Source organism: Streptomyces sp. NPDC020884 (assembly GCF_044333935.1).
GTDB lineage: Bacteria > Actinomycetota > Actinomycetes > Streptomycetales > Streptomycetaceae > Streptomyces.
Window position 1 is genome coordinate 33,387 of sequence record NZ_JBIRRY010000014.1, and the last position, 16,143, is coordinate 49,529.

Annotated in this window: 11 protein-coding genes; 7 read left to right on the top strand and 4 right to left on the bottom strand. The window is 69.4% G+C overall.

Going from position 1 to position 16,143, the window contains the following annotated elements:
- Nucleotides 1-30 precede the first annotated feature (30 nt).
- The 4 genes from ACH4UK_RS34380 to lanM form a co-directional block, all read right to left on the bottom strand.
- Entirely contained in the window at nucleotides 31-1,164 is a 1,134-nt protein-coding gene (locus ACH4UK_RS34380) for a TauD/TfdA family dioxygenase (protein WP_398362800.1), read from the bottom strand.
- A gap of 20 nt (nucleotides 1,165-1,184) precedes the next feature.
- Nucleotides 1,185-1,997: a methyltransferase domain-containing protein gene (locus ACH4UK_RS34385; RefSeq protein WP_398362802.1), complete on the bottom strand. Its 813-nt coding sequence runs from the start codon at nucleotides 1,995-1,997 to the stop codon at nucleotides 1,185-1,187.
- A gap of 132 nt (nucleotides 1,998-2,129) precedes the next feature.
- A complete protein-coding gene (locus ACH4UK_RS34390) occupies nucleotides 2,130-2,951 on the bottom strand; it encodes a methyltransferase domain-containing protein (RefSeq protein ID WP_398362804.1) in 822 nt (273 codons plus the stop codon).
- A gap of 686 nt (nucleotides 2,952-3,637) precedes the next feature.
- The gene (lanM, locus tag ACH4UK_RS34395) at nucleotides 3,638-6,592 is read right to left on the bottom strand and encodes a type 2 lanthipeptide synthetase LanM (RefSeq protein WP_398362805.1); all 2,955 of its coding nucleotides are present in this window, start codon (nucleotides 6,590-6,592) and stop codon (nucleotides 3,638-3,640) included.
- 575 nt (nucleotides 6,593-7,167) lie between these two features.
- Between lanM and asnB the strand changes: the two genes are divergently transcribed.
- From asnB to ACH4UK_RS34430, 7 genes are all read left to right on the top strand, one after another.
- Nucleotides 7,168-9,336 (top strand): asparagine synthase (glutamine-hydrolyzing), encoded by a 2,169-nt coding sequence (asnB, locus tag ACH4UK_RS34400; RefSeq protein ID WP_398362807.1) that lies wholly within the window; start codon nucleotides 7,168-7,170, stop codon nucleotides 9,334-9,336.
- 11 nt (nucleotides 9,337-9,347) lie between these two features.
- On the top strand, nucleotides 9,348-10,385 hold the full coding sequence (locus ACH4UK_RS34405) for a diiron oxygenase (RefSeq protein ID WP_398362809.1): 1,038 nt from the start codon (nucleotides 9,348-9,350) through the stop codon (nucleotides 10,383-10,385).
- Nucleotides 10,382-11,626, top strand: a complete 1,245-nt coding sequence (locus tag ACH4UK_RS34410) for an MFS transporter (protein WP_398362810.1) — start codon at nucleotides 10,382-10,384, stop codon at nucleotides 11,624-11,626. Before ACH4UK_RS34405 ends, ACH4UK_RS34410 begins: the two co-directional genes overlap by 4 nt.
- A gap of 122 nt (nucleotides 11,627-11,748) precedes the next feature.
- On the top strand, nucleotides 11,749-11,961 hold the full coding sequence (locus tag ACH4UK_RS34415) for a PqqD family protein (protein WP_398362812.1): 213 nt from the start codon (nucleotides 11,749-11,751) through the stop codon (nucleotides 11,959-11,961).
- A gap of 37 nt (nucleotides 11,962-11,998) precedes the next feature.
- Complete coding sequence (locus ACH4UK_RS34420) at nucleotides 11,999-12,778, top strand: nucleotidyltransferase domain-containing protein (RefSeq protein ID WP_398362814.1); 780 nt, start codon at nucleotides 11,999-12,001, stop codon at nucleotides 12,776-12,778.
- Nucleotides 12,779-12,880: 102 nt separating this feature from the next.
- Nucleotides 12,881-13,795 (top strand): helix-turn-helix domain-containing protein, encoded by a 915-nt coding sequence (locus tag ACH4UK_RS34425; RefSeq protein ID WP_398362816.1) that lies wholly within the window; start codon nucleotides 12,881-12,883, stop codon nucleotides 13,793-13,795.
- A gap of 201 nt (nucleotides 13,796-13,996) precedes the next feature.
- Nucleotides 13,997-15,901: a DNA/RNA helicase domain-containing protein gene (locus ACH4UK_RS34430; protein ID WP_398362818.1), complete on the top strand. Its 1,905-nt coding sequence runs from the start codon at nucleotides 13,997-13,999 to the stop codon at nucleotides 15,899-15,901.
- Nucleotides 15,902-16,143 lie beyond the last annotated feature (242 nt).

Genomic DNA, 16,143 nt, shown 5'->3' on the forward strand with positions numbered 1-16,143 from the left:
TGAGGAGGGGCGTCGATCCGGAGGCGGGGCCTAGACCGTTTCGTCGGCGAACCGGGCCCGAGCGCGCAGCTCCACCTCGCTGAAGTAGCCCCCGCGCAGCTTGCGCCGCATCCCGGACTGGTCGAACTGCTCCCGGCCGTGGAGGATTCGCCGGTTGTCGAAGACGATCATGTCGCCCTGCCGCCAGGAGTGGTGATAGGCCCGGCCCTCCTCGTCCATCAGCGCCTTGAATCCGCTGTAGGCCCGGTAGACGCCCGGCAGGTCATCGAACGGCACGTTGTCGAAGAACATCTTGGTCGGGTTGTTCACCAACCGCGTGACGTCCCCGTCGCTGTTCAGATGGATGATCGGCGTCTGGTTGTGGTAGATCTTCTCGGCCGCGCCGTACTCGGCCCGATAGATCACCTCGGTGCGGGCCAGCACGGAGAAGGCCTCGGCATCCCGTTCCCGCAGGCTCTGCGCCGCGGCCAGACCGTCCACGAACCGGGTCCGTCCGCCCTGGCTGGCGGTGGCCACCTCGTTGACCTCGAGTCCGAACAGGAACTGGTAGTCCGGAGGCGTGCTGTAGTACGGGATGTCCGTGTGCAGCGGCAGCTGGCGGGTGGAGAAGGACACGCTGTCGGTCTGGCTGTCGGGCTTGACCTCCAGATCGAAGTACTCGCCGAAATAGGACCGGTCGACGAAGCCGGCCAGGCGGGCGCAGAGCAGGTCGGGGTCGACGTGCTCGGCGTCGGTGCCCCGCACCACGACGAGGCCGTAGCGGAACAGGTGCTCCAGTGCGCCGCCGAGAGCCTTGTTGTCGGCCATCACGTCGGCGTGCGAGAAGGTGCCGTCCGCCACGACCTCGGCGCTCGCCCACGGGGACCACCGCTGTTCCGGACGGCCCGGCGTCACCGGCGTGCTGTGCTCCCGCAGCCAGGAGTCCGGGTAACGGCTCTCGTGGCCGTCCTCCCAGACGATTTCCAGTCCGCTCTCCACGCTGCGTTTCACGGTGCGCGGCCGTATGTCGAGCGGCAGCGTCGCCGAGTCGAAATACTTCTGTTTGGCGAATGCGTTGCGGCACGTCTCACAGAGGCACGAGTCCCGGAGCCAGATCCAGTGGAACCGCCCGGTCTCGCCGGAATCCCAGTCGATCGACAGATGTGCTTCGACTGATGTCGTCATGGTCGTCTCCCTGATGCGATCTAGTGCGATATCGGCTTGGCAGCGCGGAACAGACCCTGGGTCAGCGCTCCCTCATCCATGAATCCGATCTTTCGGTGCCACCGGTCCACGAGATGCTCGACATCCGTGTGGCCGATCGCGGGGTCGCTCTCGGCTCGGGCCAGATAGGCGTCCAGGTCGCGCCGCAGCAGTTGGCGGGTGTGCGTACTGACGTCCCTGCCCGTGGCGTCCGTGAAGCCCGCCTGCGCCAACAGCTCCGGATAGAACGGGACGGCGACGAGGTGGTACCCGGCGCTTTCGACGTACTCCTCGAACTCCGGCGTGCTGCCGCCGCGGCAGAAGTCGTTGATGACGATCGCCCCACCGGGCCGGAGCAGTTCGGCGCACCGGGCGAGCACCTTCACCTTGTCCGCCGCGAAGAGCAGCGAATCCTGGCTGTAGACCGCGTCGAAGGACCCGGGCTCCAGGGCGTCCGAGAAGACGTCCCCGCGCACGAAACGCGTACGTCCCAGGGGGTCCATGAGCGACCGGCGGCTCTCCGTGATCGAGATCATGAGTTCCGCGGGATCGACCCCGACGACCTCCACCGCATGCTCCGCGACCAGGTGGAACGCCGCGCCGCCGAGTCCGGAGCCGACGTCCAGCAGCCGGTTGCCGGGGGTCAGCGGCAGTTCCGGCAGGACCGTTTCCTTGAACGCGGCCAAGCCGCCGGAGCTCTGGAAACCCTCCCCGTAGATGGCCTCGGACCGCAGGATGTTGTGCGGCACCGCGTATCGGTTGCCCTCGTACTCCCGGCCTGCATCCGACCGACGTGAGGAAACGTTGTTCGACATCGCCCTCCCTAGAGGTGGCTGGTGTTGGTCCCGCAGAGGTGGCTGGTGGGGGTGGCGCCCGGTCCGGGGCGAGAGCGCGCGCGGGATCGCTGCGGAGTCCGCCGCCGGCGGCCGTGCGTCCGACCTGTCGGCTCAGGACGCGGGGACACGCGCCGTCGCGACCATCCAGACCAGTTCGTGGTCCGAGCTGAACCGGATCTTCTTCTGCCACCGGTCGACGAGCGCCCGGTACTCGTCCTCGGTGAACTCCGTCAGGAACTCCGGGCGATCGGTCTCCAGCCGGGCGAGCTCGCCCCGCATCGAGGCGAGCAGTTCCTCGGTTCGGTCCTCGACCCCCACGGCGGTGAACTTCGCCGACTCCAGCACCTGGCGGTACCCGTCCAACGTGAGCAGATGGTGGCCGCAGTCACGGACATGCTGCTCGAAGGCGGCCGACACCGCGCCCGCGCCCGTGCAGTAGTCGGTGATCAGCACCTGTCCGCCCGGTCGCAGCAAGGAGACGAGGCGCTCCCACACGCGGTACTTGTCGTCCGGCGACAGATACATCCCGAAGTCCCGGGTCCAGACGACGTCGTAGGCACCCTCGCGGAGGTCCGCGGTCCGCACGTCGCCGGTGATGAACTCGACCCCCGCGACCCCGCCGGCGGCAGCCCTCTGGCGGCAGATCTCGGTCATGTCCGGCGAGACGTCGAGCCCGGTCACCACCGCGCCGAACGTGTCGGCCATACGGAACGCGTCGCCTCCGAGACCGGCGCCGACATCCAGAACGCGTAGGCCGGGAACCCAGGAGATCCTCGCCGCCAACCGCGAGAAGACGTCGAATCCGGCCGGACCCTGGTATCCGTGTCCGTAGATCTTCTCGGACCGCAGGGCGGCGTGCCGACTGAACCGCTGCCCGATCGTCTCCTGCGCTTCCCGCGTTTCCGGCACATCACTCTGCGGTTCGGATGTCACGATGAAATGCCCCCCATGGCGTCGCGCTGCGGATCAGCGCAGCAGTCTGTGTCAGTGGTGCTTGTCAGCGGAATCCAACGGTGCGTCCGAATCCGCCCGACGCCATGACCCCGGCACGACGATCACCCGGTGATCCGAAAGGCGCTGCGCCGAGGGCTTCGCCGCGGCCCGCGTCGGAGCCGGCTCGGGCGCCGAATGCGGCACCCCGCGCTCCTGCCGCCCGTACGATCCGCACCTGGTCGAAGGGGGCCCGCAGAGTGCGGCGCTCCGTGCTGCGGCGGGGGTCCACCGGCCTGCCTCGCAGCGGCTGATCGCTCGCGATTTCGGAAAAGGACGTGCGTCCCACTCCCCGACTCCCCCCGCATACATAACGATTAGCAGAACTTTTGGTGACGCTACACCAGCCGTACCGCAGGGCTCAAGAGGATTCGCTGCCGTCGATTCCGGAGGATTTGAGTCCGCACGGTTTGAACACCTCCTCCCTTTTTTCGCCGATGACGGATATCTCGACTTTCTTCGTTCTGATTGATCGTCATGCGAGGTGTGCGCAGGCTGCGGCCCATACCTCCTGCACGGCACGGATTTCGGTGTCTATCGGCGGGCGGATCAGCCGGATTTACCTTGATCTGCACAAACGGAATCACCGGGCACGGCCCGGCTCCTTGACCGCGACGGGATTCCCGCACTCAGGCCGGGTCCGGGTCGCCCTTCGCGGGTACGCCGACGGGGGACCCCGCACCCGGACGCCCACGGGTGGCCGTCGAGGGGGTGGACATCAGCAGGACGTTCGGCACCCGGTCCGGCGCCGCGGCCCTCAGGAGGCCGTACCCGATCCCCGCCGCCCCGTCCAGGAGTCCGGGTGTCCATGTGCCCCGGGGTACGCCGGTCCTCACCCGGCCGGCGAGGACCCGACGGGCGACGCCGGCCGACACGTCGCGTACGAGCTGCGCCAACTCCGCGTCGCCCGTGTGCTCGGCGGTGGTCCGCAGGGCCTCGACCAGGCCGAGGGTGCCATGGCAGAGGGAGTCGTCGCGGACTCCTCCGACCGCGGCCGCCACGACGAGGTCCAGCCCGTGGGGGCGCCGGCGGTTCAGGTCCTCCGCGAGCCTGCGGCCGGCCGCCTCGGCCATGACGAGACCGGCGTTGCCACGGCACCAGGAGCCGGTGTCGAGACGCACGCCGGCGACGCGTTTGCGCGCCTCGGCCGCCCGGTCCAGCAGCTCCATGTCGCCGGTCAGGCTCGCGGCGGCGGTGAGCGCGTAGGCGCGGCCCGCCAGTCCGTGGGCGAATCCGGGGACGGCCGACTCCGCCATGTCGGCGAGGGTCGCGCCGGCGGCCCGGACGGCCTCCAGGGTCTCGGCGCCGGGGTCGGTCCGCTGGAGGGCGACGAGGGCCAGCGCCGCCCCGGCCGTCCCGGTCGCCACGTCCAGGGGCTGCGGGGTGTCGAAGGCGACGGTGAACGCCGGGACGAGACCGTGGGCGGACCGCAGGAGTTCCGGGGCGTCCCAGATCTCCTGCGTCCGGGTCAGGAGGTGGAGCACGCCGCCCAGTTCGGCGTAGGCCCCGATGTCCAGGCCCGCCAGTTCCTCCGGCTCGGGCATGTCGTCGGGGTCCAGGAGGGCGGCGAGGACGTCCTGGGCCAGCGCCCGGTAGCGGTCCGTCCCGGTGGCCCGTCCCAGCTCGGCGAGGAAGAGCGCGATACCGCTGACGCCGCCTCCCAGACCCATCCCGCTGGATTCCACGAGCCAGTAGCGGTCGGCCACCATGCGGAGCGACGGCCACTCGACGAGTCCCTCCTCGTCACGGATCACCGAGTCGCAGAGCCGGTCCCCGATGGCACGGGCCGCGGAGAGGGCCAGGTCCGGGTCGAGCCCGCCGGCCGTGGAACCGGGCGCGGAGGAGGCCGGCAGGCAGAGGTGGCCGCCCTCCTGGCGGGTGGTGAACGAGGTCTCGACGAACCAGATCTGCTCCCGCAGGTCCTCCTCCGAGAAGGACGCGAGGCGCTCCCGCACACCGTCCGCGCCGGCGCGTGTGAAGAAGTCCCGCCGCAGGACCCCGTGATGGTCCGCGATGTCGGTGCTGTCGGGGGCGGTCCGGAAGGCGGGTATGTCGCCGCTCGCGAGCTGACGCCACTCGCTGTCCTCGACGGCGTGCCCGGCGTCGTGCCGGGCGAGGCTCCCGAGGTGGGTGTGGCGGCGGTCCGGGTCCATCAGCAGGGCCGGGTCCCAGGACTCGGTGAGGACGGTGCGGTACTGGAAGGTGTCGCGCAGCACCGCCCGTACGGGCACCCCGGAGAACCGCGCCAGCGGTCCGTCGGGCCGCGACAGCGCCGGCCGTTGCGCGAGCAGCAGGCGATAGCAGTGGGTGAAGCCCGCGACCAGCTCGTCGGCCATCTCCTCCGGGGTGTGGCGGCGGCCCTCGACGGTGGGGCGGTTGCCGTACTCCTCGACCGGGTGGAACGCGGGGACCGGGGTCATGCGGTCGGTACCGGGATCGCGGTACTCGGTGCGGGGGTGGGCCCAGAACTCACCGGGCGCCGCACCGCCGGCCAGACCGCTCATCTCCATGGCGCGGACGCCGTGTTCGTCGGTGCGCACGAGCCGGTGCGGCAGGAGGCCCACCGCCAGCACGGAGTCGCGCAGCCGCCGCGCCACCACGTCCTCCGCGTCGTCCAGCCAGCCGGGGTCCGAGGACTCCGCGTGGAAGAGCGCCTCCAGGTCGAAGTAGACGGGGTCCTCACCCACCGCCACCAGGTTCTGGAAGTGCATGTCGTAGCCGCGCAGCAGGTGGAACACGGCGAGGAAGGCGCCCTGCCGCCAGTAGAAGCGCCGCAGGGCGTCGTCATCGGGGCACGGGGCCGGCGCGTAGTGCACCGACCAGCCGTGGGTGCCGCGGTCGAGGACGCGCGCCGGCCGCAGTCGGTGCGTCAGGCCCCGGTCGCCGAGCCAGTCGACGAATCCCGCGAACGCCGCGTCGCAGGCGAGGGAGCGGGGCTTGTAGACCACCTTGAGTCCCCCGCGGAAGGAGACGACGGCCACCGCCCTTCCCTCGTTGTGGGAGTCCCCCGCCCCGAAGTCGACGTCTTCCACATCGGCCGCGGAAGCCGCCGTCACCGCCAGTTCCTCGCGGAGCACGGGCAGGTCAGTCTCCAGGCGCGTCATGAATTCCAGCCGCGAGGCGGCCCAGCGGTCGAATTCCGCTACGAGTTCCCGGGCCAGCGCGGGATATCTCCGCAGCAGGGCGACCGCGGTCTCCGGGTCACGGAGCGAGGCGGTGAAACGCTCGAAACCCCGGGCCCCCGTGTCCGACCCGTTCGGACCGTCGGAGTCAGGGTCCCCCGCTGCCGATTTCAGCTCCTCCACCAGCACCGGCTTCACCATGGCCAGGAAACGGTCGGAAGGGAGTGCGTGAATCGCGCGGGAATGCTCCGGCAGGGGCGTTCCGGAACACGCCTCACCGAGCTGTCGGCGCAGTTTCTCCTGTGCCGAGACGGCGAGCGGACCGATCCACCCCAGGAGCGCCAGGTCCTCGTCGGCCGCCTCACCCGGCCAGGCACGGCCCGGAAGGCGGTGCCAGACGTCATGGAGGTCGCCGGTCGCGTGCGTGGTGCCCGAGGACGAGGGGTCCTGGCTGTGCGTCACATTTCACTCCGGAAGCAGTGATTCCATAAGGGCGGGCACGGCCTTCGCATACCGCCGGTGTCCGGGCGGAATCGGCGCGGGAGAAAGGCCGTACCAGGTATTCGACGCCTTCGGCCGGGGACGCCGCACACGCCCGGGAGAATGCCCATCTATACAACTCCTCACTCCATGCGACAAGTACGGACCGCACGCGATGGCGGGGGCCGTTCTGACGCCGCGTGAAAACGAGGAACAGTCGCCGCACTCCTGGCAATCCACGTTCGAACCGGACAAAAGGAAAGTCGATTCGGTGATGGACGAAACATCTGGTCGTGGCCGCTGCCGCCGTGGTTGACTCCAGTCGCCGGTGAGAACGGAAACGGTGGTACCGACGCCGCCGGACCCAGGCCGGCACTCCATCGAGAGAGAGGCACTTCCATGCGCAAGTACACGAAGCCCGCCGCGAAGACCGTCACCCAGGGCACCGTTCTGCGTGGCACGGCCTGATCATGGCCGTCGGTAGGTGCGCCCGTTCTTCGGGCGCACCTACCACCCCCAGTCGGACAAACGGTTGACGCGCCGCTGAAGGACTACACATGTGTGGACTCGCAGGATTTGCCCGGATCGACGGACAGGACCTCGGTCCAGAGCATGACGCCCTCCTCGACAACTTCGCCGACCTGCTGCACCACCGTGGCCCCGACGAGCGGGAGTTGCTGCGCAGCGGCCCGGTAGGCCTCGCCTTCACCCGGCTGTCCCTGGTGAACCCGCAGGACGGCACCCAGCCGCTCGTCAGCGACGACGGCAACCTCGTGCTGATCGCCAACGGCGAGGTGTACAACCACAAGGAACTGGCCGCCGGGCTCCCTTCGGACGTACGGCTGAAGACCGGTTCCGACTGCGAGGTCCTGCTCTACCTCTACCGCCAGCACGGCCTGGACTTCCTGCGCGACGTACGCGGCATGTTCGCGATCGTCCTCTGGGACCGGGCCCGTGGACAACTCGTCCTGGCGCGCGACCGTTTCGGCATCAAGCCCCTGTACTACCACCGCACCGACCAGCGGATTGTGCTGTCGTCCGAGATCAAGGCCCTCTTCGCCGATCCCGCGACCCCCCGCCGGTTCGCCTGGGACAGGGCCCTGTCCGTACCCACCGTCTCCGCTGCCCCGCGGTTCAGCGCGGAGCAGATGTGCACCTGGTTCGAGGGCGTGGAGAGCGTGCCCGCCGCCACGGTGCTCCGGGTGGACCTCCGCGACGGCAGGACGACGCGGCACCGCTACTGGGAACTGCCCACCGAGGCCGACGAGTCGACCAGCGTCGAGGGTTTCATCGAGCGGTACGGCGACCTGCTGGAGGAGTCGGTCCGGGACTGCGCGACCGCCGACACCGAGCTGGGCCTCTTCCTGTCCGGGGGCATCGACTCCTCGATCGTCCTGGCCCTGGCGCGGCAGCAGGCGGAGGGGATCCACACGTTCACCGCCCTCAGCGGCGGCACCCGCGCCAACGGCGATGCGGAGCACTCCAGTTGGCTGGCCCGCCAGTGGGACCTCCCCAACCACCAGGTCCTCTTCGAGCCCGGCCTCACGCCCACGCCCGAGGAGTGGCGGCGCCTGGTCTGGCTCACCGAGAGCCCCATGGTCGGGCCGGAGGTGTACTACAAGCACGAGCTCCACCGGTTCGCCCGTCAGGTGCGGCCGGAGCTGCGCGGCATGCTGCTCGGCGCCGCCAGCGACGAGTTCAACGGCGGCTACTCCGACGGCATGGGCGACGACTGGACCGGCTTCCTCGCCGGACTGCGCGGCATGAACCGCAGCACGCAGCTCGACCGGATGCCCGGCCTGCGGTACTGGTGGGGCGAGGGCGAGGCGTTCCTCTCCGACGACGCGCTCAACTCCCCGGGATCCGAACGGGAGAGCGACCTCTACGCCTCCTACGTGCGCTCCGAGTACCGCAAGGTCCAGCAGTACAACGTCTGGCACGAGGACCGGACCGCGGCCGGCAGCGGCGTCGAGGCCCGTGTGCCGTTCCTCGACCACCGGATCGTGGAACTCACCTCGTCCATTCCCGAGCGCCTCCGTCCCCGACTCCTGTGGGACAAGCGGATCCTCCGCGACGCCGTTGGCTCGCGGGTTCCGCGCCGGATAGCCGAACGGCCCAAGGTCGCCTTCTTCTACGGAGACGGCACCCACCACGCCTACGGCATGCTGGTGCGGCTGATGAACGGCAACGGGGGCGAACTGGTCGAGCGCGCCCTGGCGGCCCCGGGCGCCGATGCCTTCCTGGACGCCGACGGCATCCGGCGACGGCTGAGCGACTTCGCGGAGGGGACGAGCGATTCGCCCTCCGTGGAACTGCTGATGCGCATCGTCAACATGGGCCTGCTCGCCGAGATGGCGACGTCCGCGCCGCGGCTGGAGTCGATGGACGCGGGCCCGGTGCGCCCGGAACTCCGCGTGCACAGCGACCCGGTGGCCGATACCCAGGACATCTTCGAACCGGCCCGCGGCTACGACCTGGACGCGGTCCCCGTGTCCGCCAAGGGGCTCCTGCTCCTGTCGCACGCCAGTGGCGACCGGTATCTCGCGAACGACGGGCAGATCGAGTTCGTGCTCGAGGCGGACAGTCCGATCGTCGGCGTGCTGGAGCGGATCGACGGGACGTCCACGCTCGCCACGGTGCTCCGCGAGGCGGGCGTGGGACTCGATGCGGTGGCGGAGGAGCTGGATACGCTCGTCGACCAGCGGCTCGTCCTCTTCGTCGCCTAACGGGAGCGCGCATGTATGTCCAACGGTTCGAGGAGCAGCTGCTCCGTGGAGAGGCCACCGAACGCCCGCGCGGTCCGGAGTACGTGAGCCGTTTCGAACGCTGGGACGACCTGGCGAGCGTGCGCCGTCGACCTCGCCGGCACTTCGCCGCCGCCGAGCTGGAGCTGTACTTCCCGCCCGAGCTGTACCCGGTGGTGCGGCATCCCCTGGTCGCGGCGAAGGGGAGCGCCGTCGTGAAGGGGCTGCTCCTCCAACGGCTCTACGACTACCTGGAGTTCACGACGGAGCTGGAGACCCTCGCGGTCATCCCGGTCGCCACGAAGATCAGCCGGGGCCGTTCGGGGCTCTTCCTTCCCGGCCGCATGAGGTCGGACGCGTACAAGATCGTCACGGACGAGGCCTGGCATGCCCAGTTCTCGCACGAGTTCGCCTGCGAGATCGAGGTCGAGACCCGCGTGCAGTGGTCGTTGCGAGGGGCCCGTACTCCCCCGGCCTTCCTGCTGCGTCTCGATGAGATACGGGGTCGGCTGCCGCACAACGTACGGGGCGTCGAGGGCCTGTTGTTCGCCATAGTGAGCGAGACCCTGATCTCGGGCATGCTGTCCCACATCCCGCGCGACGACAGACTGCCGCTGTCCGTCCGCAACATCATCCGTGATCACGCGGAGGACGAGGGCCGCCACCACGTGTACTTCAGGTCCTTGCTCACCCATCTGTGGCCGGCGCTCGGGCGCACCGAACGGGAGGCCGTCGGTCCGCTGATCCCCGAGGTCGTCTACGCTTTCCTGGAGCCCGACTACGCGCAGACGGCCCGTCACCTGCGGGACATCGGTCTGACCGGTGAGGAGATCGACCAGGCCATCACCGAGAGCTGGCCGCCCGGCCGGCTCCGGAGCAGTGTCGCCGCCGCGGCGTCCCAGCTGACGCGCTATCTGAACGAGGTCGGAGCACTGCGGGACGAGCCCACCCTCGCCGCCTTCGAGGAGGCCGAGCTGCTGGGACCGGGGTACGAGAAGCTCAGCGACGCCTCCAGGGAGCTCGCCGGATGACGACCAGCCCAGCCGCCACGGGCGCCCGGACCGACTCCCGCACGTTCTGGCGCTTCTGGTTCGCCTCCACCGTGAGCCGCACCGGGACGAACATCACGGCGGTGGCCCTGCCGCTCGTGGCGCTGACCAACCTGAACGCCACCACCTTCCAGGTGACGCTGCTGGCCGCGGCGAGTCAGGCCGCCTGGCTCTTCCTGGGGCTGCCGGCCGGAGTCATCGTGCAGAAGGTGCCGCTGCGCGGCCTGCAGGTGACGATGGACCTGGTACGCCTGGTGGCCATGGGCTCCGTCCCGGTGGCCTGGTGGCTGGACCGGCTCACGTTCGAGCATCTGCTGCTGACGGCCCTGATCACGAGCCTGGCGAGCGTGCTCTTCGACATCGCCAACTCCACCTTCCTGCCGGCGCTGGTCTCCAAGGAGGAACTGACCGCGCGCAACAGCCTCATCTCGGGCACCGAGGCGGTCACCCAGACCGGCGCCCCGTCCGTGAGCGGACTGCTCATCAAGTTCGTGGGCGCGGTCAACGTTCTCGTCATCGACTGCGTCACCTACCTGGTGTCGGCCGTGGTGCTGTGGACGCTTCCCGAGCGCAGGCCCAAGGCGTTGCCGCAGGTCCCGGTGGCGGCGCTCATCCGCGAGGGCTGCGCCTTCGTGATGCGGCACCCCGTGATGCGGCCGTGCGTGATCTGGGCGACGGTGAGCAACTTCTTCACCGCGGCCCTGATGGCGCTGACCCCGCTCTACCTGGTGCGGGAGGTGGGCGCGTCCTCCACCGTGGTGGGGCTCGTGATCGCCGCGGACGGAGTCGGATCGCTGATCGGTTCGATGGTGGCGACCCGGCTCTCGGCACGGCTCGGCACCGCGCGTGCCATGATCGTTTCCGGGATCGTCGGCGGCGTCCTGGCGCTGGTGATTCCGATGACGACCACGCTGGGCAGCATCGGCTACTTCATCGGCGGCAACGCCGCCGTGGCAATGGCCGTGGTGATCGGCAGCATCATCACCCGGACGCACCGGCAGGTGGAGTCACCGCCGGAGCTCCTCTCCAGGGTCATGGCGACGGTGCGTTTCATCTCCTGGGGCGCACTGCCCCTGGGAGCCCTCCTGAGCGGTGTGCTCGCCTCCGCGCTCGGTCTGCGCCCCGCGCTGTGGATGGTATGCGCGGGCTTCCTGTTGGCACCGCTGGTGCTCATCATGAGCACCGTGCGGAAGCTCCACGACCTGAGCGAGGTTCGGGTCTGACACCGGACACGTCCAGCCCTTGTGGAAACGTCGCGAATAAGGAGAGAACAATCCCCATGGATGAGGTCGTCGAGCGAAGCGATTCCGTGCCGCGTCGGGTGCTGGGGATCAGAATCCGCCGGATGAAGGACGATTTCCTGATCGGGGACGAGGACCGGGCGTTGCTCATCGAGGACATCGCCGCGTTCATCTTCGCCTCGCTGGACGGCCGCCGGACCACCCTGGACGTGGCACGGCAGGTGGCCCAGGAGTACGGCATCGACGAGAAGCAGGCGCTGTCGGACGTCGTGGAGTTCCTCGGCGACCTGGCCGACCAGGGGATCGTCGAATGGTGAGAATCGTTGCAGGAGAGAGGCGTACGGCATGGAGAATATGACCGAGGAAGACTGGCTGGCTCCGCTGCGGGAGCGGCAGTTGATCCCCGAAGGAACCCAGGCCGCGTTCGTCGTCGGCTCCGTCGCCCGTGGCTGGCACAACCCGCGCAGCGACTACGACATCTACGTCGTCTCGAACCCGCTCCACACCGCGGAGACCAGCGACGCCACGCCGGTGCCGCTGGATCCCCCGTTCCTGAGCGTCGAGGTCTTCTACGCGCAGGAGAAGCGGTGGGAGGTGAAGTACTGGTGCGACGCGCAGATCGACCAGATGCTCGACAAGGTCTCGTGGGAGGCGTACGAACGGGGCACCATCGCGGGGAACGTTCTCGCACCCATCGAGGAACTCACCCTCGCCCGTCTCGTGCACTGCCTTCCCCTGATCGGCACCGCGTGGATCGAGGAGCGGCGGGGCCGCCTCGCCGGGACGGCGTTCCGCTCGTTCGTCATCGCCCGCTCCCTCGGGGAGGCGGACACGTACGTCGAGGACGCGCTGGGCCAGATGGAGGCGGGCGACCTGGAGAGCGCGGTGCTCTCGGCCCGGCTGGCCTTCGGCCATGCCGTCGACGCCCTCCTCGAGGGCGAGGGGGAGTTCGGCAGCCACCAGCCCAAGTGGCGGGCCAACAGGTTCAAGGCCGCCACTCCCGGGGTGCTCACCTTCGACGAGTACTGGGCGGTGGAGACCCTCCAGGCGTACGACAGCTCCGACCCGCTCCCCTGGATCAAGAACGTGCTCGCCCTGTGCCAGGACATCGCCATGCGGGTGGACGTCTCCTGACGGCGCACGGCCGGGCGCCGGGGTCCCGGACACCTACCTCACGGAGTAACGAACAGGGGATGACGAAGTGGCGCTACGAACTCGTGGTCGGTACGCGGCGTCGTGATCAGGATCGACGTCGACGAGGACACCCTGCGCACCGTTCGTCTGACCTTCAGCCCCCTGTGGGAGACCTTCGGCAGCATCGGTCTCCTCGCCCGCTACCGGGGCGAGACTCCCGCGCCGTACACGGAGTGGGCGCGGGCGGTGCGGCTCACCATGCCGACGGCGCTGGCCCGGGACCTGTCCGGGGTGCTGCGTGACTCCGGGCTGTCGCGTCTGGTCTCCGGCTTCGTGCCCCTGCCCGACCCCGCGCGGAGCACCTTCGCAGCCGAACTGGACCACCTGCGCCGCGCCAAGGGCAACCGCCCGGAGGAACGGCACCTCTACTCCCTGCTGACCCGGTACTGGGACTACGCGCTCGCCCCCCACTGGAACCGCATCCGCGCCTCCCTGGAGGAGGAGATCCAACTCCGGGGCCGCACGCTCGCCGTCGAGGGCCCCGAGGCGATGCTGGGCGAGCTGGGCGGCCGGGTCCTGTGGACCAGACCCCGCCTCACCGTGCCCTACCACCGGGACCTGGACCTGACGATCACGAAGTCCCGGCTGCTCCTCGTCCCCACCGTGTTCTCCGGCGGTCTGAGACTGCTGGTCGAGGACCGTGACGGGGTGGCCATGTCCTACCAGGCACGGGCCACCGGCCGCCTGCGGGTCCTGACAGCGGGAGCCGACGGCGGCCGCGACGAGGACCGGCTCGCACTGCTGCTGGGGAAGGGCCGCGCACAGGTGGTGCGCGCCCTCGAACTGCCGATGACGACCACCGCCGTGGCGGAGTCCCTGGGGCTGGCGAAGAGCACCGTCTCGCAGCACCTGGCCGTGCTGTCCGGCAGCGGACTGGTGTGGAAGCAGCGCATCGGCGCGAGCGTCTTCTACCAACTCGACCAGAGCGGGCTCGCGTTGCTGAGGCAGTTGGGCTGACGGGGGTTCGAGGCGGGCCGGGGGTCGGGGCGGGCCTGCCCGACCGGAACCTCTGCCGCCCGATCCGGCCTCTCCCCTCTGCCCCTGTCCTAGAATGTACGAGATCATCTGCGGCCCGACGGGCTTCCGTTCCGCGACAGCGGACTGAAGAGGACACGCCCCCACCCGCACGAGCTACTTCGTGCTGCCTGGGGGCATTCCTTGCTGTTCCGCGAGTCCGCCGCGACCGTTGCCGCCCGCAACCTCGAAGGGACGCTGGCGGCGCACCTGATGGAGAACTTCCAGCACGCGCACGGCCACCGGCCCGGAGCATCCGAGGTGCGGTCCTGGGAACGCAGCATCCCCGCCCTCACCGGTGCGCTGCTCGATGCCGGACTCGGCGACGTCGAGATGCTGATCGAGTACACCCTCCCCCTGACCAGCAAGCGTGCCGATGTGCTCCTCGCCGGGGTGCACCCGTCGACCGGGGAACCGTCGTACGTCGTGGTCGAGCTCAAGCAGTGGAGTCAGGCCTTCGCCGAGGAGGAGAACCCCCTCCTCTGCCGGATAGACGCCTACCCGCGTCCGGTCCTCAACCCGATCGAGCAGGTCCGCGGTTACTGCTCCTATCTGGTCTCGTTCAACGGCGCGCTGGAGCGGACGCCGGAGGCGCTGGCCGGGGTGGCGTTCCTGCACAACGCGACGGAGTTCGGGATCAGTTCCCTGCGTGAGGTCCCCGAGGACCTCCAGGGCCGCATGTTCACCGCCGAGCAGCGCGGGGCGTTCCTCGACTTCCTGCGTTCGCGGCTCGCGCCCAAGTCCGGTGCGGGCGCCGCCGACCTGCTCGCTCAGGGCCGGACGCGCCCGTCGAAGCAGCTGATGGCCGTGGCGGCGGCCGAGGTCCGGGACCGTGAGCAGTTCGTCCTCCTCGACGAGCAGCGGATCGCCTACGAACTGGTCCTCTCCGCGGTGCGCAAGGCCAAGCGGTCGAACCACAAACAGGTGGTCGTGGTGACCGGCGGCCCGGGTTCCGGCAAGAGCGTCATCGCGCTGTCGCTCCTCGGCGAGCTGTTCCGGCGCGGGGATACCGCTCTGCACGCGACCGGTTCGGCGTCGTTCACCAAGACGATGCGCAAGGTGGCCGGCGCCCGGAAGCCCGAGGTGCAGCAGCTGTTCAAGTACTTCAACAGCTTCATGGCGGCCGAGCCGAACGACCTCGACGTCCTCATCTGCGACGAGGCCCACCGGCTCCGCAGGACGTCCGCCAACCGCTACACCAGGGCCGAACTGCGCTCCGACCGCCCGCAGGTGGCGGAACTGATCGACGCGGCCCGGGTGCCGGTGTTCCTCCTCGACCAGCACCAGGTGGTGCGCCCCGGCGAGATGGGCACCAAGGAGCAGATCAAGGACGCCGCCGCCGCGCAGGGCCTCGACTGCGTCGTGGTGGAACTGGACAGCCAGTTCCGTTGCGGCGGGAGCGAAGCCTATGTGCGGTGGGTAGCGAACCTGCTCGGCCTCGAGGGCGACGAGCCGACCGCCTGGAAGCCGGACGGCAAGGTGGAGTTGCTCATCGCCGACAGGCCGCAGGAGCTGGAGGACTTCCTCGTCGCCCGCCGCGAGGAGGGCGAGGGGAAGAAGTACAGCGCGCGCATGGCGGCCGGGTACTGCTGGAAGTGGACCACGAAGATCACACCGGAGATGACCGAGCTGCCTCGCGACGTCGTCATCGGCGACTGGTCACGGCCCTGGAACGTACCCGGCGACCGGTCCCTGTTCGGTGCCCCGTCGGCACCGCTCTGGGCCAACGATCCAGCCGGTTTCGGCCAGGTGGGCTGCGTGTACACCGCCCAGGGCTTCGAATACGACTGGTCGGGCGTGATCATGGGACCTGACCTGGTGTGGCGCACCGACCGGTGGGTGGTGGACCGTACCGCCTCGAAGGATCCGATCTTCACCAGGGCGACCCCGGACGCCGAGGTCCACCGTCTCATCCGCAACACGTACAAGGTGCTGCTGACCCGCGGGATGGTCGGGACGATGATCTACTCCACTGATCCCGAGACCCGCGAGAAGCTGCGCTCACTCGTCCACCCGGAGACGGGGGTCAGGGTGGCCGTTCCCGCGTGATCCGGTGATCGCGAAAGCAGTGGTCCGTCACCTCGGATGAGCCGGGACGAGATGTGAGCGTCGACTCCACGCCACAAGGTTTCGTGGCGTTCCACGGCGTCGGCCTGTTTCGCGGGGCGAGCGAGGACTCCAGGCGGGAAGCCCGTGATCGCCCTCATCAATCGGTCCACCGAATTGTTCACTTACACCATCGATAAGAGCGGCCCCACCATTACAGTCACTCTCCCCGCACTCGATCGAAT